The sequence below is a fragment of the Tenacibaculum caenipelagi genome (assembly GCF_004363005.1).
GTDB classification, from domain to species: Bacteria; Bacteroidota; Bacteroidia; order Flavobacteriales; family Flavobacteriaceae; genus Polaribacter; species Polaribacter caenipelagi.
On sequence record NZ_SNYH01000001.1, the window covers coordinates 238788 to 264319 of the forward strand.

Consider the following 25532-nt stretch of genomic DNA (forward strand, 5'->3'; position numbering starts at 1 on the left):
CTTATAAAAAATAAAAGCTCAGGAAAATTCCTGAGCTTTTACCTACTACTTGGTTAGTTCTGGCACAGAGGTATAAATATAATCTCCATGTTTACCTGTAAAATATTTTCTCATTTTTTTACCAAACTCTTTTCTTTTAGCCTCATCTGACCAATGTTCTTTAAATAGCTCTGTACTTCTTTTACCTATATTATCCAAATCTCCCATTGAATCAACCACATAAACTCGAACATAATCAGTTTTATCTGACCCCCAAGCATGAGCGTGTTGATAAAACCCTTTTATAAGTTCATTCTTATTAATTACATTATCAATATACTCTTTAGATAAGGCTTCAAACTCTTCTTTAGAACCATCTTCAGGAAAAGCGAAATGTCCTTTTACTACTAACCATATTGTTTCCTTATCTGAAGGAGGAAAGGGTTTCATCCCTGGAATAGGTACATAAATTTCATCCGAATGAGTAGCTGCGTAATATGCATCTTTCTCCTTAAAATACTCTTTTCTTTTATCCTTATCTGGCCATGCTTCTTTAATAAGCTCTCCACTTCTTTCAGATGCTTTATCTATATCTTCCCATGAAGCATAGGTGCTTACAAAAATTATTTCAGTATTGTCTGGTGTAAAACGATGAGTGAAGACTAATGATTTGAGAATAAATTCATTCTTTTTAACAACTTTTTCTAAAAATTCTTTTTCTGTAGCAATCCATTTTCCTTTATCAAAGTTTTCATAGTTCATGTTCCAATGTCCTGTTGTTACTGTAATGTACTTTGGCTGTACATCTTCTGTTTGAGAAAAGGTAGTAATTGGAAATACCATTAATAGTAAAAGACCTATTAATAGTTTAAGTTTTACTGTTTTCATAATAATAAAGTTTTAGTTATGATAAAAAATATTTTATAGGGAATTTGTTTAAAAAGTATAACAAACCATCCCCCCCTGGTATGAGAAGTATAAATAAGAGGTTAGCAAAGTTACAAAAACATAACACACTAAATTAAAGTGTTTTAACTGTTTTTTAAGCAAAAAAAAGCTCAGGTAATCCTGAGCTTTTGACTTTATTATAATTTTTATGATCTAATTCTTAAACTGATTAACTACCATATTCGTTGTTAAATCTTGACCTTGTATTTTCATTGTCATATTAATTTTAGACTCAGTCAGTATACCTGATTTTCTGTCTATATCTATAGACCCTGTAATGTTTCCATCTGCAACTCCAGAAACTTTTCCGCTAACATCTAACAAAACATTTTTAGAAGATATAGATTTAACTTTATAAGTGAAGTCTAAACTCATACCATCCTTATTTTTATTCATTGTCCAAGTATCACCTACTGCAACTGCATTTTCAGGGTACACAACACTATTTGACTGATCAGTAATTTTTTCAGCACCCTGAAAATTTGGTTCTGCCTTTGTTTCTAATATAGTTCCCATTCTATCTCCCTTCATAAAAATGGTAGCTTCTAACATAGGCTTCATCTGAGACTTCATCATTTTTCCTGTATCATCTAATTCTTCTTCTTTCTTAGTCGAATCATATGACACTTGCATAGCACCTTGCTTCATATCCATCGCCATTTTAGTATATTTTGCAGTACTTTCATAAGTATCATCTGAAACATTGGTTATATCATATTTCATTTGAATATTCATATCATTAGTCATTACTCCCATTCCCATTACTTGAGCCATCTTCATATTCATAGTATATGAGTCTCCTTTTTCATAATTTAAACGAAGTAATACTTTCTCTTGTGCCAATGTTATTGTTGACACAAATAATAATAAAGCAATAATTTTTTTAGTCATTTTTTGTCAGATTTTAATTTTTAACGAATTTAAACAAATAAAAACACAAAAATTCTCAATTCCTATTTTGATTCTATTTTTTTTTTAGCCACATTTGAAGAACTATAACTTAATCATGAAAACTACATTTAATATAAAAAACGATATTTCAATGCTTTACAATAGAGCAAGTCTTACCAATGAAGAACTAATTAAGCTTTATAAACAAATGCTTCTACCTAGACTAATAGAAGAAAAGATGTTAATTCTATTACGACAGGGTAAAATATCAAAGTGGTTTAGCGGTATCGGACAAGAAGCAATTTCTGTAGGAGTCACTTCTGCTCTAACCCATGATGAGTACATTTTACCTATGCATAGAAATTTAGGTGTTTTTACAACTCGAGAAATTCCTTTATATCGCTTATTTTCTCAATGGCAAGGAAAAGCTAATGGGTTTACCAAAGGAAGAGATCGTAGCTTTCACTTTGGAACTCAAGAGTACAAAATAGTCGGAATGATTTCTCATTTAGGTCCTCAATTAGGGATTGCTGATGGAATTGCCTTAGCGAACAAACTTAGAAAAGATAAAAAAGCTTGTGCTGTTTTTACTGGCGATGGTGGTACAAGTGAGGGAGATTTCCACGAAGCATTAAATGTTGCTTCGGTATGGAATTTACCTGTTTTATTCTGTGTTGAAAATAACGGATATGGGCTTTCCACTCCAACTTCAGAACAGTATAATTGTGAGCATATTGCCGATAGAGGAATTGGGTACGGAATGGAATCTCATATTATCGATGGAAACAATATCTTGGAAGTTTACACGAAAGTTTCTGAACTAGCAGAAAGTATTCGAGAAAACCCAAGACCTATTTTGTTAGAATTTAAGACATTTAGAATGCGCGGGCATGAAGAAGCCAGTGGTACTAAATATGTACCTGATCAATTGATGGAAGAATGGGCTGTAAAAGACCCTATTGATAATTACAGAAATTTCCTTATTGAAGAGAAAATACTCACACCTGAAGAAGATGAGAAATTCAAAGACGAATTCAAAAATACAATTCAAGAGCACCTCAATGCTACTTTTGAAGAAGCTCCTATTACTTCCTCAATCGAAAACGAATTGAATGATGTGTATAAAATTTCTTCTCCTACTACTATAGCACCTAATTCAACTACGCAAAATATTCGCTTAATAGACGCCATTTCAGAAGGTTTAAGGCAATCTATGGAACGTTATGACGATTTAGTTGTTATGGGGCAAGATGTTGCTGAATATGGTGGTGTATTTAAAATTACTGAAGGTTTTATAGAAGCTTTTGGAAAAGATAGAGTTCGTAATACTCCTATCTGTGAATCTGCTATTGTTTCTCTTGCTTACGGATTGGTTGTAAACGGAATGAAAGCGGTTATGGAAATGCAATTTGCCGATTTTGTTTCAACAGGATTTAACCCTATTGTCAATTTATTAGCCAAATCACATTATCGTTGGAATCAAGAAGCCGATGTAGTAATACGAATGCCTTGTGGTGCTGGTGTTGGTGCTGGACCGTTTCATTCTCAGACTAATGAAGCTTGGTTTACCAAAACTCCAGGATTAAAAGTTATTTACCCCGCCTTTCCGTATGATGCGAAAGGATTATTAACAGCTGCAATTAATGACCTCAACCCTGTATTGTTTTTTGAACACAAAGGTTTATATAGAAGTACCTATCAAGAAGTTCCTACCGATTATTATACTTTACCTTTAGGTAAAGCTTCCCTTTTAAAAGAAGGAAATGAGGTTACTATTATTAGTTTTGGTGCTGCAGTACATTGGGCTTTAGAAACATTAGAACAAGTATCTGTATCGGCAGATCTAATTGATTTACGAAGCTTACAGCCTTTGGATACTGAAACTATATACAATTCAGTTAAAAAGACGGGTAAAGTAATTATTTTACAAGAAGATTCTTTATTCGGAAGTGTTTCTAGTGATATTTCCTCACTTATTATGGAAAACTGTTTTGAGTACTTAGACGCTCCCGTAAAAAGAGTTGCAAGTATTGAAACACCTATCCCTTTCGCAGGAAATTTAGAAAAAGAATACTTACCCAAGAATCGTTTTAAAGAAGAACTTTTACAATTAATAGCTTATTAATAAAAAAAGCTCACTAAAAAGTGAGCTTTTTTTATTTCTATGTTCTTATTAAAAATCTTGATTTACATTCCAAGACTCTAAAATTTCTTTAAATGTTTTGATAAACATACCACCTAAAGCTCCGTTCACTACTCTGTGATCGTAAGAATGTGATACTATCATTTTATGACGGATTCCGATGAAATCTCCTTCTGGTGTTTCAACAACCGAAGGCATTTTTCTAATAGCTCCTAAAGCTAAAATTGCCACTTGTGGTTGGTTAATAATTGGAGTTCCCATGATTGAACCAAAACCTCCTACATTCGTTACTGTATATGTACCTCCTTGAATTTCGTCTGGTTTTAATTTATTAGCTCTCGATCTGTTTGCTAAATCATTTACTTGCTTAGTCATTCCAACTAAACTTAATTGATCTGCATTTTTAATTACAGGAACAATTAAATTACCATCTGGTAAGGCAGCAGCCATTCCTAAGTTGATATTTCCTCTTTGGATTATTTTATCTCCATCAACTGAAATATTGATTAATGGGTGCTTTTTAATTGTTTGCGCTACAGCTTGCATAAAGATTGGGGTAAAAGTTAACTTCTCTCCTTCTCTTTTAAAATATGCATCTTTTACTTTATTTCTCCAGTTTACGATATTGGTAACATCTATTTCTATAAAAGATTGAACATGCGCTGATGTTTGCACAGAGTCAACCATATGTTTAGCTATCAATTTACCCATTCGACTCATTTCAATTACTTGATCTTGTCCTCCTAAGGTAATAGGTGTTGATACTACTTTTTCAGCAGGAGCTGCTTTTACAGAAGTTGCTACAGGCTTTTCAGCTACTTTTGGCTGACTTCCTCTGTTTTCTATATACGATAAAATATCATTTTTAGTAACTCTTCCTTCTTTTCCAGTTCCTTGAATAGTTTCTAACTCTTCAGCAGAAATTCCTTCTGTTTGAGCAATACTTTTAACTAATGGTGAATAAAAACGATCACTTGCAGAAGTGTCAAACGTGGTAGTAGTAGTTTCTTTAGCTGTTTCTATTGTTTTTTCTACAGCTGCTACTGCTGCAGGTTGTGCTTCTTCTTTTTTTGGTGCTTCAGTTGCTGCTCCTTCTCCGCCTTCTGTTTCTATAATTGCGATGGTTTCTCCTACTTGTACAACAGCATCTTTTTCGAATAAGATTTCAACTAAGGTTCCTTCAACTTCACTAGGTACTTCACTATCCACTTTATCAGTAGCTACTTCAACAACGGTATCATCTATATCAATAGTTTCTCCAACTTCTTTTACCCAAGAAGTAATTGTCGCTTCTGCAACACTTTCGCCCATTTTAGGCAACTTCAATTCGTATCTAGCCATAGTGTGTATATTTTTAATGCTTGCGAAGTTACTAAAAAGCAACGATTTTTTCATGGTTTTATCCATTAATTATTTCTCATTTCTTTCTTTTTAAATTAAATTATCCTCAACACACTCCTTAAAAAACACACTCAAATTACAATTATCACCACAAAACACACATATTCTTACGAATTACCCAATCATGAAGTAAAGTTTTATTTATCAATACAAAATTCTATTTTTGAAGCCTTTAACCTAAATTAAAATTATTGAGTACTATAGATTAACTATTTGATTTTTTTGTTCTACAACAACAAAAAAGACAAAACACTATCTGCTTTGTCTTTTTCTCTATCTTATATCTATAAAAAGTTTACACCCAATTTTTAGGTTTTGCCAACACCACTAACAATTTTGCTTCTTCTGAGCCTTCTTCTGGGTGGTGGTTGTATTTCCATTGTACAGTAGGCGGTAAACTCATTAAAATACTTTCGATACGTCCGTTGGTTTTCAATCCAAATAATGTTCCTCTATCATGTACCAAATTGAACTCTACATAGCGACCACGACGCACTTCTTGCCAATCTTTATGTTCCTGAGTATATTCCATATCTTTTCTTCTCTCAACAATAGGTGCATATGAGTTTAAAAAGCTATTTCCTACTTCGGTAACAAAATCATATCGATCTTGCATTGAGAACTCTTCTGTTTCTTTTAAATAATCAAAGAATAAACCTCCTAAACCACGGGCTTCATTTCGGTGTGCATTCCAAAAATAGTTATCACAAGTTTCTTTATATTTCGGATAAAAATCAGGATGATGTTTGTCGCAAGCTTCTTTACAAACCGAATGAAAATGCACTGCATCCTCTTCAAATAAGTAATATGGAGTTAAATCTTGTCCGCCTCCAAACCACTGAGTAACAATATTTCCTTCTCCATCATACATTTCAAAATAACGCCAGTTGGCATGTACTGTTGGCACAAACGGATTCTTAGGATGAATTACTAAACTTAATCCACAAGCAAAGAAATCACCACTTTCTACACCGAATTGTTTTCTTAACACCTCTGGTAATTCACCAAAAACTTTAGATATATTTACGCCTCCTTTTTCAAAAATATTTCCATTTTCAATTACACGAGTTCTACCTCCTCCACCTTCGGCACGCTTCCATACATCTTCTTGAAATTTCGCTTTACCATCGACTTCTTCTAGTTTTGATGTTATCGTGTCTTGTAATTGTTGAATATAGGCGTAAAATTGTTCTTTCATCTTAATTTCTATTGAAGTGCAAAAGTACTTATTCTGGTAATTTTTTTAATTGAATTTTTTTAATAGTTTCAGTAGTTGCTGCCGTAACTGATAATGGTAACACTAGGATGACTCCAATTATAGGAATTAATAAAAAAAGTATAAACACTATTCCGTTTCCTATTGCTAAACCTTTATTTTGTTTTACAAAACGGATGCTTTCTCTATACTTAAAATGACGTTCAAGTGTATAATCCATATTACCAAAACCTGCATAATACGCCTGCATCAAAAACAACAGTATTGTTGAAATGATTCCTATAACAGGAATAAACCCTAATAATATGATAGGAATAGTTAATAGTAATTCTTTTGTTAAGTTTCTTACGTTAATTCGTATCCCCCTAATTAATTGCTCTCGAAAAGAGGTAATTCGGTACGTGTGGCCTTTACCTCTTAAATGATCTTCAATTTTTTCTGAAACTGGACTCATAAAAGGTGCTGACAACGCCATTACAATATGTTTATATAACACCAAGCCAATCACAACAATTAGTAATCCACTTATAAAAGTACTAATTATCTCAAACGTTTGTCTACCAAATTCCCATTTCCAAAAATTGGCTACGTAGTGACCAATGTTGTCTGAAAACATATACGCCATAAACCCCACAAACACTGCCGTTAGTAGGCTTATAAACATTGGAATGATAAAATACTTCCATAGCTTTAATTTAGAAATCAATCCAAAAGCTCCAAAATAAGCTTGAATTCCTTTTACAATATTTTGTATCATCTATTTTTTTTGTGAAAATAAAAAACCTCTTTCGATTAAGAAAGAGGTCTTAAAAAATATTACTTTTTAATTACTTCAAAATTGGAGCTAAAAAATCTTCAAAATTCTTTGTATTGATTTCATTCACTTCATCCCAACCAACTTCTTTTGTTGGAGTAACTGCTCCTCTTTTTACATTTATAAATTGCTTGTCTTTATCTATTAAATAAGCTGTAGGATAATCTAATTTGTGTACAAAACCACTAACATCTAAATATCCTTTTTGAACTTTATCTATATCTCTCGCAGGTACTAATTTTATTCTCTTATCTAACTTCTCTGCCATTCTTTTCACCTTATCTTCCTTATCCCAAAAAACCATGATAAACTCTAACTTACCATGATATTTTTCTACCATTGCATTTAAGGCTGGTACATCTCCCCAACAAGGAGCTGACCAAGTAGCATTAGTAATTAGCACAATTGGTTTGTTAATCTTGTCTGTGCTTACCGTTTTACTATCTATCGTAGTAAAGTTATAATTTAATAAATAAGAGCCTTTAATGCACTTATCAATCAAATCTTCTGCACTTTCTTCACCGCAATTGTTTACTGCAAAATTGTAATACGTTTTATTTTGTGCGAAAGTAACGGTAGTTAAAAAACACATCAAAACAAAAAATAGTTTCTTCATTTTTAATTATTTAAAGGGGTTATCTGTCGGCTTTATACTCCTTTACCGCATCTATAAATGCTTGTGCATTTTCGAGCGGAATGTTGGGTAAAATTCCATGCCCCAAGTTAACAATATATTTGTCTTTACCAAACTCATTAATCATTTGGTTTACCATCTTTTTTATTTCAGCAGGTGGAGACAGCAATCGCGAAGGGTCAAAATTACCTTGTAAGGTAATATTACCTCCTGTTAAATAACGTGCATTTCTTGCTGAACATGTCCAATCGACTCCTAAAGCTGAGGCATTTGATTGTGCCATTTCGTGTAAGGCAAACCAACACCCTTTACCAAAAGCGATTACTGGAGCGTCATCTTTTAATGCTTCAATTATCTGATTGATATATTGCCATGAAAACTCTTGATAATCGGTTGGAGATAACATTCCTCCCCAAGAATCAAAAACTTGTACTGCATTTACACCTGCTTCAACTTTTGCTTTTAAATAAGCAATTGTGGTATCTGTTATCTTCTGAAGCAATTCGTGTGCCAAAACTGGTTGTGTAAAACAAAATTCTTTTGCTTTATCAAAATTCTTAGACCCTTGCCCTTGTACAACATAGCACAAAATAGTCCACGGAGAACCTGCAAAACCAATTAATGGAATTTCATCATTCAACTTTTCTTTGGTTGCTTTAATAGCATCCATTACATATCCTAATTCTTCATGTACATCAGGTATGATAACACTATCTAATCCTTTTTTATCTCTTACTGGGTTTGGTAAATACGGACCAAAATTAGGTTTCATTTCCACCTCAATATTCATTGCTTGTGGAATTACTAAAATATCTGAAAATAAAATAGCAGCATCCATTCCGTATCTACGGATAGGCTGTACTGTAATTTCAGAAGCTAATTCTGGAATTCTACAACGTGTAAAGAAATCGTACTTTTCACGTAATTCCATAAATTCTGGCAAATATCTTCCTGCCTGACGCATCATCCATACTGGTGGACGATCTACAGTTTCTCCTTTTAACGCTCTTAAAAATAAATCGTTTTTTATCATATTTCTTCTACGTCATTGCGAACAGAGTGAAGCAATCTTATACTAACTTCGCCACACTTTCTTGTAATGACAATTTATTTATTCTACATTTTTGATACTGCTTCCATCGACTTATCAATGGCATTTGTTATCTTTTGGATATCCTTTTCGGTTAATGCTGATGATAAGAACCAAGCTTCAAACTGACTTGGTGGTAAAAACACACCATTTTTAGTCATTTCCCAAAAGAAAGTAGCATATTTCTTCGTATCTGAAGTTTGTGCATCTTCAAAATTAGTTACTTCTTTATTTGTAAAAAATGGATTAATCATCGAACCAAATCGGTTAACCGTGATTTCTACTCCGTACTTTTTAGCCGATTCTAACAAGAATACCTCAATAATTTGAGCAATCTCATTGAACTTTTCATATGGATTTTGTTTCTTTAATTCTGTTAGAGTAGAAATTCCTGCTGCCATTGCAATTGGGTTACCACTTAACGTTCCCGCTTGGTACATTCCTCCTAACGGAGCCACCATTTCCATAATTTCATTACGAGCTCCATAAGCTCCTACTGGGAAACCTCCTCCAATAACTTTTCCTAAACAGGTAATATCTGCTTCAACATCAAATAATTCTTGAGCTCCTCCAAATTTAGAACGGAAACCTGTCATTACCTCATCAACAATCAATAGTGCTCCTTTAGATTGTAAATACACTTTTAATTCTTTTAAGAAATTGTTTTGTGGTGTTACCACTCCCATATTTCCTGCTACAGGCTCTAAAATTACCCCTGCAATATCATCGTGAGCTTCAAAATGAGCTTTTACACTTTCTAAATCATTGTAGTTTGCAATCAACGTGTTTTTTACAGCTCCTTCTGGTACACCTTTACTCCCTGGTAAACTCAAAGTTGCTAAACCAGAACCCGCAGCTACTAATAAAGCATCTTGATGCCCGTGATAACAACCAGCAAACTTGATGATTTTATCTTTTCCTGTATAAGCTCTCGCCAAACGAATTCCACTTAACACCGCCTCTGTACCAGAATTTACAAAACGTACTTTATCCATTCCTGGAAAAGCATCACAAACAATTTTTGCAAGTTTGATTTCATTCTTAGTTGATGCTCCAAAAGAATATCCATTTTTTAAAGCCTTCGTAATCGCCTTTTGTACTTTCTTATGACGGTGACCTAAAATCATTGGTCCGTACGACAATACTAAATCGATATATGAATTACCATCAACATCGGTAATTTTACTTCCTTTAGCTTTTTTTATGAATAAAGGATTCCCTCCTACTGAAGCAAATGCACGTACTGGTGAATTTACCGCTCCTACAAGGTTTACTAATCCTTTGTTGTATAATTCTTGTGATTTTTTGAATTCCATTTATTTTTCATTCATTTTAAGAAAGTCGACGTAATTATCAATTACATCATCACCAACTTTCCAGTTCTTACCTTTATTTTCTTTCAAGTATATTATACCTGCTAATTCAATTATATTATCAGCTATAGCTTCAAAATCCTCACCTTTTGCAACCCAATGTTCACTTTCTATAGATATTTTAAACCCTTTATCTAATAGTAGTTTATATATAGGAGCCTCTATATTTCCTGCTATAGCTATTCTTTCCATTTTATCTCATTAAAACTCTTGCCGCTTCTTTAGCAAAGTAGGTAATGATAATATCTGCTCCTGCTCTTTTCATTGATAATAAGCTTTCCATCATTACTTTTTCACCATCAATCCAACCTTTTTCAGCGGCTGCTTTTATCATTGAGTATTCTCCACTTACATTATAGCAAGCAATTGGCCTATCAAAATTATTTTTTAAATCTCTAATGATATCTAAATACGACAAAGCTGGTTTTACCATTAAAATATCTGCTCCTTCTTCATCATCAAAAGTTGCTTCACGCAATCCTTCATCTCTATTAGAAGGATCCATTTGGTAGGTTCTTCTATCACCAAATGATGGTGCTGAATCTACCGCCTCTCTGAAAGGTCCGTAAAATCCTGAAGCATATTTTACAGAATATCCCATAATTGGTAAGTTCGCAAAATCAGTATTATCTAACGCTTCGCGCATCATAGCAATAGCACCGTCCATCATTCCTGATGGGGCTACCATATCAGCTCCTGCTTTCGCATGTGATACTGTTTGCTTCGCTAAATTTACTAAAGTAGCATCGTTATCTACATCATTATCATGTATTACTCCGCAGTGGCCATGTGACGTGTATTCACAAAAACATACATCTGTAATTACATATAAACTCGGGTAATTCTTTTTTATGAATCGGATAGCTTGTTGCATGATTCCGTTGTCATTCCAAGTTTCGGTACCTTCATCATCTTTTTTAGATGGAATACCAAATAATAAAACTGCTGGAATTTTTAGCGCTACAACTTCGTTTAACTCTTTAGAAATTGTATCTAACGAATAACGATTGATTCCTGGCATTGAAGGGATTTCAGTTTCAATACCTGTTCCTTCTTCAATAAATAATGGATATATAAAATCATCTACCGATAGTTTGTTTTCTCTTACTAATCGACGGATATTTTCTGTTTTTCTTAATCTGCGTGTTCTAAACATAGTTTATTCTTTTACAAAGTGTAGATTCACTAACTCTATAACACTCTCTACTGTTGGTAACTTTGCTATTTGCACTTCTTTAAAATGCTTTTTAGCTTCATTCGCTGTACTATCACCTATACAAAAAGCTATTTTATCTGCTGTATTTTTTTGCATGTAGCTTTCAACTGTTGATGGACTGTAAAACAATACTCCGTTTACTTTTTCATCAACTTTTGCTGGACTGTACATAGTTTTATAAGCTTCTACTTCATTTACGGTAATTCCGTTTGCTTTTAAAATCATTGGAAGTGTATCTAAACGCAAATCACTACAGAAATAAGTAACTTCTTGTTCTTTCAATTCTTTTGATAAATATTCAGATAGCTTTTTAGCATTATTTTCAGAATGTGTTACTTTTCCTATACGTTGTTCGATTAACTTTTTAGTTCTTCGACCTACACAGTAAATATTTTTAAATTGTAATTCATCTGAAGTAAATGAGTTTAGAATTGCTTCTACCCCATTTTTACTAGTAATGATTACATTTTCTATTTCTTCTTTAATTACTTTAGGAGCAATTCTGTTAAAACGAATTTTGATAAAATCGCTATCTTCCACACTCATGTGGGTTGGCAATAATTTCTTTTGTGTTTCAGATAATTTTTTGGTTGAATAAATAGCAAATTGTTTTTCTATGCCTTCATCCTCCATCATTAGTAGCTTCCCTCCTTTATCTATCACATAGTTTGCACAATCTTTTGCTACAAACTTATGTTTACCTACTTTAACTTTTTTACTAACTTCAATCTTCTTCTTACCATCTCTACTTAGTAAAATTCCTTTAAAGTTAATTTCTTCTTCCTTTTCATTTATAAAAGCTAAAGCTCCAATTGGTGCTGTACAACCTCCTTCTAAACGGTTTAAAAACTCACGCTCTATCCCTGTACAGATCTCTGTGTCTTTGTCATTTAACTCTGCACAAATCTCTTTGATTTCTTCATCCTTATCTAAAGCAGTAATCATAATAGCTCCTTGTGCCGGTGCAGGAATCATCCATGTTAAGTTCACTGCTCCTTTTGGTCGTAAACCTACACGTTCTAAACCAGCTGCCGCAAAAATAGCTCCGTTCCAATCATTATCTTCTAACTTTTGTAAACGCGTATTAACGTTACCACGTAAACCTTCTACTTTATGTGTTGGATAACGGTTTAACCACTGAGCTTTTCTTCGTAAACTACCAGTAGCAATAACTCCACTAGGTTGCGACATAAACTCTTCGTTGTCTTTTAACAACAAAATATCGTTGTAATTAGCACGCTTTAAAACCGCCGCTTGTATAATACCTTCCGGTAATACTGTAGGAACATCTTTCATAGAATGTACCGCAATATCGATATCGTCATTCAACATGGCAATGTCTAAATTTTTGGTAAAAATCCCAGTGATTCCTAATTCGTAAAGGGGTTTATCTAAAACTAAATCACCCGTTGCTTTAACGGGGATTAATTGAGTTTGATGACCTAATTCTTCTAAAAGTTTTTGAACTTTTTTTGCTTGCCACATAGCCAATTGGCTATCGCGTGTACCTATTCTAATTATCTTCTGCATGTATAGTATCTAAATTTGCACCAAACACTTTAGCCATTACTTCAATACTTGTATTTACTGAAGTTTCTTCGTCTTTTAAGTGTTTTACAAATTGTGTAGTTATTTTTTGTATAAATCTTGATGTTAATATTTCTGCTTGTTCTTCATCAAAATTTTTGATTTTTTTCTTGTGAAAAGCTATTTCATCTTGCTGAATCATTTGTAACGATTCTTTTAACGCTGTGATAGCTGGTGTAAACCTTCTATGATTTAACCATTCTTGAAACTCTTGATTATGAGTATTAATAATAGCTTCTGCAATTGGTACTTCTTGTTGACGTATCGCTAAAGTTTCGTCTGTGATTTTAGATAAATCATCAACATTTATTATTGTTATATTTTCTAACTCTGCAACTTCTTTAGCTACATTTGCTGGCATTGATAAATCTAAAATTAACAAGTCCTTATCTGTTGGAACATGTTCTTTGGTAATAGTTGGAAAACTAGCTCCTGTAGATACTACTAACACATCTGTATTGTTTACCTCAGCAGGTAAGTCATGATACTTAGCGTTTCTAATTAACGGGTGTTCTTTTACAAATTCAGAAACTTTTTCTTCTGTTCTATTAATTAAGCTAACCGATTTATTTTGCGTGTACTCTGCTAAATTTTTACAAGTGTGTTTTCCCATTTTACCCAATCCGAAAACTAAAATATTTTTCGAATTATAATCTGGTAAATTATTGATGATATACTGCACAGCTGCGTATGATACCGAAGTAGTTCCCGAACTTAGCTTTGTTTCATTTTTTACACGTTTGCTTGCTTGCATTACGTGATTTAATAAACGTTCAAAATACGCGTTGGTAGTTCCTTCTTTTTTTGCCTGCTTAAATGCTTGACGCAATTGCCCTACTATTTCGTAATCTCCTAAAATTTGACTATCCAGTCCTGTACCCATTCTGAATAAATGATTGATAGCCTCTTTATTTTTATATACGTTAGAGACATTTGCAAATTCTTCAACAGAACCGTTTGAATATTTACACAACATGCTTATCAATTGAAAAGGATGCTCTGCAAAACCACATATTTCTGTTCTATTACAGGTAGATAATACAAAAATACCATCTACTCCTTTTTGCTTCGCTTCTTTTAAAAGTGCTATCTGATTCTCTTTAGATATACTAAATTTTCCTCTAGTCGTAGCATCAGCTTTTTTATAACTAACGCCTATGTTGTATAAATTACTATGATGTTTGTTATCTACTGTCATTGAGTCTTCTTCAAAAAAGTCGGTCAAAAATATAAATATTGAATAAAAAAAAGTATCGCTAAAAGAACTTTTAATGTCGCTATTTGTTTTTTCGCTTAAAAACAGCTAAAAAACTTACTCAAAAGTGTATTTTTGCAGTGAAATAGGCTATTAAGGATATTTTACTTTAGAATCATTCTAAATAAAAGTTCTTTTTAAAAATATTGAATCCATGTCAAAAAATATCGCAGAAAGTACATTTAGAGAAGTTCTATTAGAACAAGGTTTTTTTGTATTAAAATTTCAAAACAACTCTGACGAAACTGAATTTTTCAAGAGAGACATAGGCAACTCTTACATACAACTACATTACTGTGTTAAAGGTAATTGTAAATTTCATTTCAACAATAACACCTACACTTTTAATGTATTAGACAAGCATTCTATTTTCTTATATAACCCACAACAAAACTTACCTATTAACTTAGAGATACTACCAAAAACCTCATTGGTTTCAGTATTAATCTCTATTGAAAAGTTTCATGCTCTATTTTCTAAAGAGGCTAGCTATATTCCTTTTTTAAGTGAAGACAATAAAAACAAAAAGTATTATGATAATGCTGAAATAAACCCAAATGTATTAATGGTACTTCAGCAAATACTTACAGCACAAAGCCAAAGCTCTATGCGTGATTTATACGTTAAAGGAAAAACATACGAACTACTAAGCTTGCATTTTGATAGTGGTGAAAATACCACCGAAGAATATTGTCCATTTTTAGTAGATGATCGAGAAGTTTTAAAAATTAGAAAAGCAAAAGACATTATTATTTCAAGAATGAGTGAACCTCCTAGTTTACAAGACTTATCCAATGAAGTAGGCTTAAACCTCAAAAAATTAAAGGAAGGTTTCAAACAAATTTATGGAGACACTGTGTATAGTTTTTTATTTGACTACAAAATGGATTACGCACGAAAGTTACTAGAAAGCAATCAATACAATGTAAATGAAGTTGGGTTACAAGTTGGCTATAGTACCTCTAGTCACTTTATCGCTGCCTTTAAAAAGAAATTTGGTACTACCCCAAAACAATATGTAATGAGCTTACAACAATAGATTTCGTTCATAACCAATACCCAGAAATTTAAGTCCAATGAAACAACTAACTCATTACGATATAGAAAACAACCAGCAAGAATTCCCTATAACTATTGTCTGCGATGCTATTCGTACTCCAGAAAATATAGGAATGTGCTTTCGTATTTCGGAAAGTTTTGGAGTATCAAAAATATATTTACACGAAAGTTCTCCTTCTGTAGAAAATAGAATTGTAAAGAAAACTGCACGCAACACTATTCAGCAAATACCTTACGAAAACTATAGTAATTTCGAGCAATTGATTCTTCAATTAAAACAAGAAGGAAATACCGTTATTGGAATTGAAATTACCGATGAAAGTATCAATATTAACGATTATGATTTTACACCTCATGCGAAAATTGTTTTACTTTTGGGTAGCGAAAGAAACGGTATAGAAAATGTTAATTTGGTAGACGCAACAGTAGCTATACCTATGTACGGGCGTAACTCTAGCATGAATGTAATTCATAGTTTAGCTATTGCGCTGTACGAAACAACAAACCAATTAAATAAAAAAGATTCTGAAATAAATTCAGCCAAAATATGAAAGGAGTTTTATTAGTAAACCTTGGATCACCTAAAAGCACCAATCCTAAAGATGTAAAAAAATACCTTGATGAATTTTTAATGGATGAGCGAGTTATTGATGTTCCTTATTGGTTGAGAACATTTATTGTAAAGGGAATTATATTAAATACTCGCCCTAAGAAATCGGCAGAGGCATATCAAAAAATCTGGTGGAAAGAAGGTTCTCCTTTGATTGTATTATCTGAACGTTTACAAACAAAAGTGCAAGCAAAAACAGAACTACCTGTTGCTTTAGCAATGCGCTACGGAAATCCATCGATAAAAAGTGGATTGCAAGAACTACACGACAAAGGTGTAACAGAAGTATTATTAATTCCGTTATATCCTCAATTTGCAATGGCTACTACCGAAACTATTTTAGTTTTAGCTGAAGAATTGAGAAAGGAATTCTTTCCTACTATGAAAATTACGGATGTACCTGCTTTTTACAATAAACCTGAGTACATCAAAGCATTATCTAGCAGTATTCAAGATTATTTAGCTGATAAAGACTACGACCATATCTTATTCTCTTATCACGGGGTACCAGAGCGTCATATTAGAAAATCTGATATTACAAAATCACATTGTAACCCTGAAGCTGGGAACTTATCTTGCTGTAACACTTCTTCTGAAGCACATAAGTTTTGTTACCGTCACCAATGTTATCAAACTACCAAAAATGTAATTTCTGAATTAGGGTTAGATGAAAGCAAAGTTTCAACCTCGTTTCAGTCACGTTTAGGTGTTGATCCTTGGCTACAACCCTATACCGACAGAACGATTGTAAATAAGGCTGAAAAAGATGGTATTAAAAAACTAGCCATTGTTACTCCTGCCTTTGTTTCTGACTGTTTAGAAACTCTGGAAGAAATAGCAATGGAAGGTAAACATGAGTTTTTAGAAGCTGGTGGAGAAGAATTCCACACTGTTCCTTGTATTAATGACAATGATGAATGGGTAAATGTATTAGCTGGATGGATTAAAGAGTTTCAGTTAACAGCAAACAATTAACAGATTGCCACGCTCTGCTCGCAATGACCATAAAAACTGTCATTATGAGAAGTGATAACGACGTAATAATCTCATTTAGATTAGCAGTTAGCAAAATTAAAAACTTGTAACTTTACAACTTTCAAACACTAAAACTCATGGATTTTTTATACGTAAAAGCATTACATATCATATTTGTAGTAACCTGGTTTGCTGGTTTGTTCTACATGGTTCGTTTATTCATTTACCATGCAGAAGCTGATAAAAAAGAACAACCTGCTAAAGATATTTTACAAACCCAATACAAATTAATGGAAAAACGTTTGTGGTATATCATTACATGGCCATCAGCAATATTAGCTAGTTTTTTTGCTTTTTGGATGCTGTATAAAAATCCTGTGTATTTAGAAATGCCTTGGATGCATGTAAAATTAGCCTTCGTATTGGCTTTATACTTTTATCATGGAGCTTGTCATTCAATCTACAAACAACTACAGCGAAATGAAATAAAGTATTCTGCATTAAAACTACGTTTATGGAATGAAGTAGCTACCATTTTATTATTCGCTATTGTATTTTTAGTGGTTTTAAAAAATGCTATTAACTGGATTTGGGGTGTTATAGGAATTCTGTTAGTTTCTATTTTACTAATGCTTGCAGTAAAAATGTACAAAAGAATTAGAGCTAAAAAATCGTGGGACAAATATGAGCAAGAGTTGATTGACGAGGATGAAATGGATGGTAATTAATTTCTTTTTCTAACGAATTACTTTACTACTTTCGTCGCAAATTATAATCTCATATTAAATTACATTAAACTATGAAAAAAAATTTGATCTTAACAATTGCTATGTTTAGTTTGTTTTCTTGTTCTTCTGATGATGAAAATAATACAGACCCTATAGTTGGTACTTGGTATTTATTTTCTGAGAATAATGAAGAAGTAAGTACTTGTGGACAGAAAAACACAATGACTTTTAATGAAAATGGAACTTACTCTGAAACTTATTATTACACTGACGAAAGTGATAATTGTGTTTCTGGTGGTGGAGATGAGGGTAACTGGAGTAATAAAGGTAAAGAAAACTACGGACTTATCCCTTCTCTTGAAAATACTGAGGGTACTACTAAAATAGTTTTTTCTGACAACAATAATACTTTTACTATTATTGAAGACAACATAGTATACAAAAGAAAGTAATTAATATTTTTTTTTACCTAAAACAGCTTTGAAATTTCAAAGCTGTTTTTTTGTTCCTCTTTTAATTCACTCTAAAAACCCACACATAAATATTACAAAAAAATTAACAGATAAATAACAACTTCCTTCTTTTCCTTCCTTATTAATTACACTACTTTCGTGCATAATTATAACCTATAAATATTTTAAGCTATGAAAAAAATTATTGCACTATCAATTTTAACAGTAACCCTACTTTCTTGTTCATCAAACGAGAATACTCCTTTGAGTGATGATATTATTATTGGAAAATGGCAATTAATTCGTCAGTATGGTGATGATGCTGATGAGTGCACAAAAAAATCAACAATGATCTTTGAGAATGATTTCGATTTAATAATTAACACTTACCTTTCTTTAACAGATGATGAATGTGTGAGTACTGGTATAACTAAAGGTAATTGGAATAAAAAAGGCGAAAACCTATATACATTAGAAAGACAAGGCTTATCTATAGATACTTCAATTAGATTTGAAGATAACAATAACACTTTAATCTTTTTAGAAGAAGGTGAAGAGGAATTAGCTTATAGTAGAAAATAATTAGCTAAAAAAGCGAAGTTCAAACACTTCGCTTTTTAGCCTTTTATCGACTGTTCAAACGGTATCCTATTTACAATACTTCTTCCTAAAGTAACTTCATCTGCATATTCTAACTCGTCTCCTACCGAGATTCCTCTAGCAATCGTTGAAGTCGTAATTTTGTATTGTTCTATCTGCTTGTAAATATAAAAGTTGGTTGTATCACCTTCCATCGTAGAACTCAATGCAAAAATTAACTCTTTTACCTCACCATTCTTTACTTTCTCTACTAAAGACTCTATTTGTAAGTTTTGAGGACCAATTCCTTCAATAGGAGAAATCTTTCCACCTAATACATGATACAAACCTCTATATTGTGCTGTATTTTCAATCGCCATCACATCACGAATGTCTTCTACCACACATACAATTTCATCATTTCTTTTCGGATTACTACAAATATCACACAATATCGTGTCTGAAATATTATGGCATTTTTTACAAGACTTTACATCGTTACGTAAATGCGTCAATGCTTCTGTTAAATACTTTGTATGCTCCTTAGGTTGCTTCAACAAATGCAACACCAAACGAAGTGCAGTACGCTTACCAATACCAGGTAACCGACTTACTTCATTTACTGCATTTTCTAATAATTTCGACGAAAAATCCATACTGCGAATTTACAATTTTTCAATAAGGATTAAGTATCTTCGTAGCTTTAAAATTAAACATTCAATTCACAATGAATTCAGAGATAAGAAACCTAGAACCGAAAGCTGTTTGGAAAAATTTTGCCGATTTAAATGCAGTACCTCGTCCATCAAAAAAAGAAGAAAGAGTCATTCAATTCATGGTTGATTTTGGTAAAAAATTGAACCTTGAGACCATGGTTGACAAAGTAGGAAACGTAATTATTCGCAAACCTGCTACTTCTGGTATGGAAGACCGTAAAACGGTAGTAATGCAAAGCCATTTAGATATGGTACACCAGAAAAATGCTGATACTGTTTTTGATTTTGATACAGAAGGTATTAAAATGTTTGTTGATGGTGATTGGGTAAAAGCAGATGGAACAACTTTAGGTGCCGATAATGGTTTAGGTGTCGCTGCTATTATGGGAATTTTAGAATCAACTGATATTCCACACCCAGCTATTGAAGCCTTATTCACGATTGATGAAGAAACGGGTATGACAGGTGCTATGGGACTTGAAGGTGGATTGTTAGAAGGTGAAATCTTATTAAACCTAGACACAGAAGAAGATGATGAAATAGGAATGGGATGTGCTGGTGGTGTAGATGTTACTGCTACTAGAAACTATAACGAAGAAGCTACCCCAGAAAACACCTTAGCCTATGAAATTTCTGTTACTGGATTAAATGGAGGTCACTCAGGAATGGACATCATTAAAGGCTTAGGAAACGCCAACAAAATAATGAACCGTTTATTATTTGATGGGTTTACCAACTTCGGTTTACGTGTTGCTGAAATAAACGGAGGGAGTTTACGTAACGCTATTCCTCGTGAAAGTTTTTCTACTGTTGTGATTGATGCTATTTCTAAAGAACCTTTCTTATTTGAAATTCACGAACTTATCGACAATATCAAAGCTGAGTTTTCAACATTAGAGCCTAATCTTTCTATCGAATTGAAAGAAGTTGAAATTCCTGAAACTGTAATGGATTTAGGTGTTCAAGAAGGATTAATCAAGGCTGTTTACACGGCGTTAAATGGTGTATATCGCATGAGTCCTGATATTGAAGGATTGGTAGAAACTTCAAACAATATTGCTCGTATTATTGTAAAAAACGGTGCTATTAAAATCGGATGTTTAACACGTTCTTCATCAGAAACTAATAAATGGGACTTAGCCAATTCATTACGTTCTGCTTTTGAATTAGCAGGATTCGACGTAGAATTTTCTGGAGCTTACCCAGGATGGTTGCCTAATGTAAATTCTGAAATTTTAAAAACTGTAACTAATTTATACGAAGAATTACATAACGAGAAACCTATTGTAGCTGCTTGTCATGCAGGATTAGAATGTGGTATTTTAGGTCAAAACTACCCTGAAATGGATATGGTTTCTTTCGGTCCTAATATTAAAGGCGCTCACTCACCAGATGAACGTGCACAAATATCATCTACACAAAAATTCTGGAAATTTTTATTAGAGATTTTAAAGAATACTCCAGTAAAGAATTAAAATTTGCACATAAACTTTTAAACCACAACTTTTCAGTTGTGGTTTTTTGTTTACATTTATAAAATGAATTTTTTAGCGCATTTATACCTTTCAGGCAATAACACCAATATAATGATTGGTAATTTTATTGCAGATCATGTTAAGGGGAACAAGTTTTCTCACTATCATCAAGATATTCAAAAAGGCATTTTGTTGCATCGCGAAATTGACACTTATACTGATGCGCACGAAATTGTAAGAAAAAGTAAACGCCGCTTACATGAACGGTACCGACACTACGACGGAGTGATTATTGATATATTTTACGACCATTTTCTTGCTAAAAACTGGAAAAACTACTCACAAATTCCGTTAAATATTTATGTAGATTCTGTATATAAATTACTTCAAGAAAACATTGATATTCTTCCTGAAAAAACACAAGAAATGCTTCCGTTTATGATACAGTACAACTGGTTGTATAATTACCAATTTGCAAAAGGTATTCAAGAAGTACTGAGTGGTATGAACAGACGTACCAATGGTAAATCTCATATGAATTTAGCTACGGAAGACTTACTGGAAAATTACCAAATTTTCGAAAACGATTTCACTACTTTCTTTGAAGATTTATATACTTTTTCAAATCAAAAAATATCAGAAATAAGCTAACCTAATATGAAAAAAAGACTACTATTACTTTTAACACTTTCTATTTTATTTTTCAATTGTAAAAAAGAAAAAACTATAGGTTTAATCACTGATAAGGCAATGGTAGTGTCCGCTAGAGAAGAAGCTTCAAAAATAGGAGCTGATATATTACAAAAAGGCGGAAATGCGTTTGACGCAATGGTCGCTACCGAACTAGCACTCGCAGTAGCGTATCCATATGCTGGTAATCTTGGTGGTGGTGGATTTATGGTTTATCGAAAAAACACAGGAGAAATTGGCGCGTTAGATTATCGCGAGAAAGCGCCTCTTGCCGCTCATAAAGACATGTACTTAGATAGCTTAGGAAATGTAATTGAAAACAAAAGTACATTGGGCGCTATGGCTGTTGGAATTCCCGGTACTGTAGCAGGTGTTTTTGCTGCACATAAAAAATTTGGTTCATTACCTATTCAAGAAATTTTAGCCCCTGTAATAGCATTAGCCAAAAGAGGAGTTATCGTTACCTCAAAACAGGAAGCTCGTATAAAAAAGTACCAACCTTACTTTTTAAAAGCGAATAAAGACTCCATTCTTTTTGATAAAAACTGGAAAAAGGGCGACACTATTAAATACCCTGATTTAGCCACAACTTTAGAACGTATTTCACAAAATCGTCGTGATGAATTTTATAAAGGTGAAACCGCAAAACGCTTAGTTGCTTTTATACAAGACAATGGTGGTATTATAACAGAAGAAGATTTAGCAAAATACGAAGCTAAATGGAGAACCCCGATCACTTTTACCTATGACGATTTACGAATCATTTCTATGTCTCCACCTGCTAGTGGAGGTATCTGTTTAGCACAAATTATGAATGGAATTGAACCTTTCGATTTAGATAAATACGGACATAATTCTACCAAAGCTATACAGGTAATTACAGAAGCTGAACGTAGGGCTTATGCAGATAGAAGTTTTTATTTAGGAGATCCTGATTTTGTAGAAATCCCTATTGAAACTCTCATTAGTAAAGAATACACAAAAAACCGCATGAACGATTTTTTATTTGAAAAATCGACTTCTTCCAAAGATGTTTCTCACGGAAACATTACAATGACAGAAAGTGACGAAACAACTCATTACTCAATTATTGATCAATTCGGAAATGCAGTTTCTGTTACCACAACTATTAATGGAGCCTATGGTTCTAAATTATATTGTTCTGAATTAGGTTTCTTCTTAAACAACGAGATGGATGACTTTTCAAGCAAGCCTGGTACACCTAACATGTTCGGTTTAATAGGAGCAGAAGCAAATAAAATTGAACCTGAAAAACGCATGTTAAGCTCTATGACTCCTACTATTGTAGAGAAAAACGGTCAACTATATATGGTTGTGGGGACCCCAGGAGGCTCAACTATTATCACTTCAGTTTTGCAAACTATTTTAAACGTACACGAATTTGATATGGGAATGCAAGAAGCGGTAAATCAACCACGCTTTCATCACCAATGGTTACCTGACGTGATTAAAATTGAACCCACAGGTTTTGACAAAAAAGTAAAAAATAAACTACGACAACTCGGATATGAATTAGACCAAACCAATTCACCTATTATTGGTAAGGTAGATGCTATTTTAGTGCTTCCTAATGGAAAACTAGAAGGCGGTGCCGATCCTAGAGGAGACGACACCGCAGTAGGATTTTAACAATAATTTTATTGATATTGAAACTTTTTAATCACGACTTCTTGAGGTTTAGAAGGTGTGTAGCTTTGTGGTTCTCTCCATAAATTTAAATGTACAGTTTGACATCCTTCATTTGGGATATATTGATTTTGACTCGCTGCTGTTGTCCATGTTATATCAGGTGGCGTAGCAGGTAAGCTATTTAAATCGTATATACCGTAATAAATCGAATAAACTACTGGTGTATTTTCGTCTTTCCAATCCATTACAATCGTTATTTTCCCTTTATCCTTCAATGTAATTCTATGTACATTACCAGAAGGCTCCCAAGGCTGTAATGTAAACTGTGCATTTGTTGGATCACTTAGATTATTCCATCTACTACATTCCAACATATCCAATTCTCTATGACTATTAGTTATTGATGAGTCTTTTTCAAATTGATATGTAAACACTCCAAAACAACAATTATTAGCTATATCATTAAAATTACCTACTGGCGTTTCTGCTGCCACTAAATATTTTCCATAACCAGGATACATACGTTGCGGTGGGTTTCCTGCTCTGTTAGGATTATTAGCTACCTTTCCCCACAACACTAACTCCACTGAAGACCATTGTTTAGGACCATTAGGCAGTTGTGTTTCTTTCATTTTTAAATGTAACCCTTCGCTATCTACACTTGCACAACGTGGATCCCATTGTTGGTTATTAAACCAATAGCCAGAATTTGAAATTCCGAATGGATAGTTCGTCCACCAATAATATCCATCAAACTCCAACATACCATTTATAGATTTTGGATTAGGTTCGATAGCACCACTAGGCATTGGATTTCTTAATATACAATTATCTGATTTATACATAACTTATTTATTTTACAATTATATTAGAAGGAGTATTCACCTCCTTTTTATTTACCGTCAAACAACTAAATATAAACTAGTTATATCTTTCACCCCATCTTATTTTTTTTAGTATGACTTAAAATTAGTTTATTCTTTTTCTTATATTTTATTCTTTTCTACTAATGTTAAAAAAGAAGGTACGAACGTACCTTAATTGATAACAAAAATTATTTGCTTAGCTTTGAAAAAACAATCACTCCTTTTTGAAAGTCCTAGAAACTCACATCGTAAAAATTATTGAAACCCCTATTAGATTACAAGAGTATGCTGTTGGGATTTTTAAAACTGTTCAAACAAGATCTGCCATAAAAAAAGCTATTAAAAAAGAGCTTATCTTAGTTGATGGTAAAATAGCTTCAACTGCTTTGTATATTAAAGGAGGTGAAACGATTGAGCTACTTCGAGCGGAAGAAAGTATACAAAAGAAACATTTTGATTTTCCGTTAGAAATTCTTTTTGAAGATGATTATTTAGCGATTATTTACAAGCCTGCTGGGGTTTTAGTAAGCGGAAATTCATTCGCTACTATTGATAATGCACTCTCTCTAAACTTACAAAAAAGCATTTTATCAACCACTACTTGTCCACGCCCTGTACACCGATTAGATTATCCTACAAGCGGACTCTTGCTCATTGGAAAAACTACAACAAGTATTATTGCGCTAAATAGAATGTTTGAACAAAAAGAGATTCAAAAAACCTATCACGCAATTTGTATTGGTAAAATGGAACGAAGTGGAGAAATTGACATTCCTATTGATGATAAAAATGCTTCTACTTCATTTGAGGTTTTACAAACTTCAACCTCTCCTCGCTTTGATTTTTTAAACCTAGTCAAGTTGAATCCAAAAACAGGCAGAAAGCATCAATTACGCAAACATCTTTTAGCTATAGGCAATCCTATTTTAGGCGACAAAGAGTATTTTTTAGAGGGACTTATTTTAAACGGAAAAGGATTGTTTTTACACGCATCTACCCTATCCTTTATACATCCATTTACTCAAGAAAACTTAAACTTCACAAAAGAGCTTCCGAAGAAATTCAAGAAAATATTCCCAGAATTTTAATTAAACCAATGCTTGTGTAAATATTAATACAAAACGACTAATTAGATTATACATACCCATATGTCGTCAATAAAACTGCCTCTGTTTTAATTTTATT

At 32.9% G+C, this 25532-nt stretch carries 25 protein-coding genes; 11 read left to right on the forward strand and 14 right to left on the reverse strand.

The features are described 5' to 3' along the window. Nucleotides 1–45: 45 nt before the first annotated feature. Nucleotides 46–867, reverse strand: coding sequence for a hypothetical protein (locus tag DFQ07_RS00980; protein WP_133534422.1), 822 nt, complete (start codon nt 865–867; stop codon nt 46–48). A 213-nt stretch (nt 868–1080) separates the two neighbouring features. After that, a complete protein-coding gene (locus DFQ07_RS00985; RefSeq protein WP_133534423.1) occupies nt 1081–1818 on the reverse strand; it encodes a DUF6263 family protein in 738 nt (245 codons plus the stop codon). A gap of 151 nt (nt 1819–1969) precedes the next feature. Between DFQ07_RS00985 and DFQ07_RS00990 the strand changes: the two genes are divergently transcribed. Beyond that, nucleotides 1970–3943 carry an alpha-ketoacid dehydrogenase subunit alpha/beta gene (locus DFQ07_RS00990; RefSeq protein WP_133534897.1) on the forward strand — a complete coding sequence of 658 codons (1974 nt, stop codon included), beginning with the start codon at nt 1970–1972 and terminating at the stop codon, nt 3941–3943. A 48-nt stretch (nt 3944–3991) separates the two neighbouring features. Here the strand turns inward: DFQ07_RS00990 and DFQ07_RS00995 are convergent, their stop codons facing one another. From DFQ07_RS00995 to hemA, 10 genes are all read right to left on the reverse strand, one after another. After that, nucleotides 3992–5302, reverse strand: a complete 1311-nt coding sequence (locus DFQ07_RS00995) for a dihydrolipoamide acetyltransferase family protein (protein WP_133534424.1) — start codon at nt 5300–5302, stop codon at nt 3992–3994. A gap of 355 nt (nt 5303–5657) precedes the next feature. Continuing rightward, complete coding sequence (gene hemF / locus DFQ07_RS01000; protein ID WP_133534425.1) at nt 5658–6560, reverse strand: oxygen-dependent coproporphyrinogen oxidase; 903 nt, start codon at nt 6558–6560, stop codon at nt 5658–5660. Between the two features lie 28 nt (nt 6561–6588). After that, the gene (locus DFQ07_RS01005; RefSeq protein WP_133534426.1) at nt 6589–7335 is read right to left on the reverse strand and encodes an EI24 domain-containing protein; all 747 of its coding nucleotides are present in this window, start codon (nt 7333–7335) and stop codon (nt 6589–6591) included. Between the two features lie 70 nt (nt 7336–7405). Next, a complete protein-coding gene (locus DFQ07_RS01010) occupies nt 7406–8008 on the reverse strand; it encodes a TlpA family protein disulfide reductase (RefSeq protein ID WP_133534427.1) in 603 nt (200 codons plus the stop codon). A gap of 19 nt (nt 8009–8027) precedes the next feature. Then, nucleotides 8028–9059: a uroporphyrinogen decarboxylase gene (gene hemE / locus DFQ07_RS01015; protein WP_133534428.1), complete on the reverse strand. Its 1032-nt coding sequence runs from the start codon at nt 9057–9059 to the stop codon at nt 8028–8030. An 83-nt stretch (nt 9060–9142) separates the two neighbouring features. Further along, complete coding sequence (hemL, locus tag DFQ07_RS01020; protein ID WP_133534429.1) at nt 9143–10432, reverse strand: glutamate-1-semialdehyde 2,1-aminomutase; 1290 nt, start codon at nt 10430–10432, stop codon at nt 9143–9145. Further along, nucleotides 10433–10681 carry a hypothetical protein gene (locus DFQ07_RS01025; protein ID WP_133534430.1) on the reverse strand — a complete coding sequence of 83 codons (249 nt, stop codon included), beginning with the start codon at nt 10679–10681 and terminating at the stop codon, nt 10433–10435. It abuts the gene before it with no gap. A gap of 1 nt (nt 10682) precedes the next feature. Then, the gene (gene hemB, locus DFQ07_RS01030) at nt 10683–11645 is read right to left on the reverse strand and encodes a porphobilinogen synthase (RefSeq protein ID WP_133534431.1); all 963 of its coding nucleotides are present in this window, start codon (nt 11643–11645) and stop codon (nt 10683–10685) included. Nucleotides 11646–11648: 3 nt separating this feature from the next. After that, a complete protein-coding gene (gene hemC, locus DFQ07_RS01035) occupies nt 11649–13235 on the reverse strand; it encodes a hydroxymethylbilane synthase (RefSeq protein WP_133534432.1) in 1587 nt (528 codons plus the stop codon). After that, nucleotides 13219–14490 (reverse strand): glutamyl-tRNA reductase, encoded by a 1272-nt coding sequence (gene hemA / locus DFQ07_RS01040; protein WP_133534898.1) that lies wholly within the window; start codon nt 14488–14490, stop codon nt 13219–13221. The genes hemC and hemA overlap by 17 nt, the downstream gene beginning before the upstream one ends. A 211-nt stretch (nt 14491–14701) precedes the next feature. Between hemA and DFQ07_RS01045 the strand changes: the two genes are divergently transcribed. The 6 genes from DFQ07_RS01045 (at nt 14702) to DFQ07_RS01070 (ending at nt 18953) form a co-directional block, all read left to right on the forward strand. Then, nucleotides 14702–15586, forward strand: a complete 885-nt coding sequence (locus DFQ07_RS01045) for a helix-turn-helix domain-containing protein (protein WP_133534433.1) — start codon at nt 14702–14704, stop codon at nt 15584–15586. Nucleotides 15587–15623: 37 nt separating this feature from the next. Then, a complete protein-coding gene (locus tag DFQ07_RS01050) occupies nt 15624–16157 on the forward strand; it encodes a TrmH family RNA methyltransferase (protein ID WP_133534434.1) in 534 nt (177 codons plus the stop codon). Further along, on the forward strand, nt 16154–17191 hold the full coding sequence (gene hemH, locus DFQ07_RS01055; protein WP_133534435.1) for a ferrochelatase: 1038 nt from the start codon (nt 16154–16156) through the stop codon (nt 17189–17191). Before DFQ07_RS01050 ends, hemH begins: the two co-directional genes overlap by 4 nt. Before the next feature lie 137 nt (nt 17192–17328). Continuing rightward, complete coding sequence (locus tag DFQ07_RS01060; protein WP_133534436.1) at nt 17329–17919, forward strand: CopD family protein; 591 nt, start codon at nt 17329–17331, stop codon at nt 17917–17919. Nucleotides 17920–17990: 71 nt separating this feature from the next. Beyond that, nucleotides 17991–18371 (forward strand): lipocalin family protein, encoded by a 381-nt coding sequence (locus tag DFQ07_RS01065; RefSeq protein ID WP_133534437.1) that lies wholly within the window; start codon nt 17991–17993, stop codon nt 18369–18371. A gap of 192 nt (nt 18372–18563) precedes the next feature. Further along, nucleotides 18564–18953 (forward strand): lipocalin-like domain-containing protein, encoded by a 390-nt coding sequence (locus DFQ07_RS01070; protein ID WP_133534438.1) that lies wholly within the window; start codon nt 18564–18566, stop codon nt 18951–18953. A 35-nt stretch (nt 18954–18988) separates the two neighbouring features. Here DFQ07_RS01070 and recR read toward each other — a convergent pair whose 3' ends face one another. Then, the gene (gene recR / locus DFQ07_RS01075; RefSeq protein WP_133534439.1) at nt 18989–19606 is read right to left on the reverse strand and encodes a recombination mediator RecR; all 618 of its coding nucleotides are present in this window, start codon (nt 19604–19606) and stop codon (nt 18989–18991) included. Nucleotides 19607–19677: 71 nt separating this feature from the next. On the opposite strand from recR, the gene DFQ07_RS01080 reads away from it, so the two are divergent. The 3 genes from DFQ07_RS01080 (at nt 19678) to ggt (ending at nt 23481) form a co-directional block, all read left to right on the forward strand. Beyond that, entirely contained in the window at nt 19678–21141 is a 1464-nt protein-coding gene (locus tag DFQ07_RS01080) for an aminoacyl-histidine dipeptidase (protein WP_133534440.1), read from the forward strand. 63 nt (nt 21142–21204) lie between these two features. After that, nucleotides 21205–21792, forward strand: a complete 588-nt coding sequence (locus DFQ07_RS01085; protein ID WP_133534441.1) for an acyl carrier protein phosphodiesterase — start codon at nt 21205–21207, stop codon at nt 21790–21792. Between the two features lie 6 nt (nt 21793–21798). Next, nucleotides 21799–23481 (forward strand): gamma-glutamyltransferase, encoded by a 1683-nt coding sequence (ggt, locus tag DFQ07_RS01090; protein ID WP_133534442.1) that lies wholly within the window; start codon nt 21799–21801, stop codon nt 23479–23481. A gap of 8 nt (nt 23482–23489) precedes the next feature. On the opposite strand, the gene DFQ07_RS01095 is transcribed toward ggt, so the two are convergent. Continuing rightward, nucleotides 23490–24326, reverse strand: coding sequence for a hypothetical protein (locus tag DFQ07_RS01095; RefSeq protein WP_133534443.1), 837 nt, complete (start codon nt 24324–24326; stop codon nt 23490–23492). Between the two features lie 245 nt (nt 24327–24571). Here DFQ07_RS01095 and DFQ07_RS01100 point away from each other — a divergent pair, with 245 nt between their 5' ends. Next, the gene (locus DFQ07_RS01100; RefSeq protein WP_133534444.1) at nt 24572–25435 is read left to right on the forward strand and encodes an RluA family pseudouridine synthase; all 864 of its coding nucleotides are present in this window, start codon (nt 24572–24574) and stop codon (nt 25433–25435) included. Nucleotides 25436–25532 lie beyond the last annotated feature (97 nt).